The organism is Microbispora sp. ZYX-F-249 (genome assembly GCF_039649665.1).
Classification (GTDB): domain Bacteria; phylum Actinomycetota; class Actinomycetes; order Streptosporangiales; family Streptosporangiaceae; genus Microbispora; species Microbispora maris.
The window spans coordinates 1-908 of record NZ_JBDJAW010000143.1; the positions used below are offsets into that span (position 1 = coordinate 1).

General features: G+C 70.4%; 1 protein-coding gene. It reads left to right on the top strand.

What is annotated here, in order from left to right:
* A partial coding sequence (locus AAH991_RS40120) for an RICIN domain-containing protein (RefSeq protein ID WP_346231190.1) occupies positions 1-655 on the top strand: 655 nt, incomplete at its 5' end.
* Positions 656-908: the final 253 nt, after the last annotated feature.

The following is a 908-nucleotide window of genomic DNA, read 5'->3' on the forward strand; positions in this document are numbered from 1 at the left end:
TCCGCTGTCGAACTCCGGGCAGGAGTCGGCGGCCCGGACGTTCAACGCGGCGATCCCCGGCATCGTGCAGTCCAAGGTCAACAGCGGCAAGCGGGTCCATCTGGTCGACATGCACAGCAAGCTGACCACCGCCGACCTGATCGACGGCATCCATCCCACCGCGACCGGCTACGACAAGATGGCCGCGGCCTGGTACGCCGCGCTCCAGACGGTCTCCGGCAGCATCGGCCAGCCCGGCGGCACTCCCAGCCCGAGCGCGACGCCGACCTCCCCGGGCGCGGGCGCGATCAGGGGAGTGGGTTCCGGCCGGTGCCTGGACGTGGCCAACGCGAGCACCGCGGACGGCGCGCAGGTGCAGCTGTGGGACTGCAACGGCCAGACCAACCAGACCTGGACGTCCACCTCGGCGCAGGAGCTGCGGGTGTACGGCAACAAGTGCCTGGACGCCGCCGGCACCGGCAACGGCGCGAAGGTGCAGATCTACAGCTGCTGGGGCGGCGACAACCAGAAGTGGCGCCTCAACTCCGACGGCACCATCCAGGGCGTCCAGTCGGGGCTGTGCCTGGACGCCGCGGGCGGCGGCACGGGCAACGGCACCAAGATCCAGCTCTACTCCTGCTGGGGCGGCGACAACCAGAAGTGGACCCGCGGCTGACCGGGTCCCCTCCCGCCGGCCCCCTTCTCCTGGCCGAGCAGGGATCCGGCACCACACAAAGACGGAAGGACATGGTGTGAAACGAAGGCTCAGAGCGATACTGGCGGCCGCCGCCCTGCCCCTGGTGATCGCGAGCATGCTCCTCGCGGCCCGGCCCGCCGCGGCGGCGTCGCTGACCCGGGTCACCGGATTCGGCAACAACCCGACCAACCTGAACATGTACATCTACGTGCCCGACAGGGTCGCGGCCCGT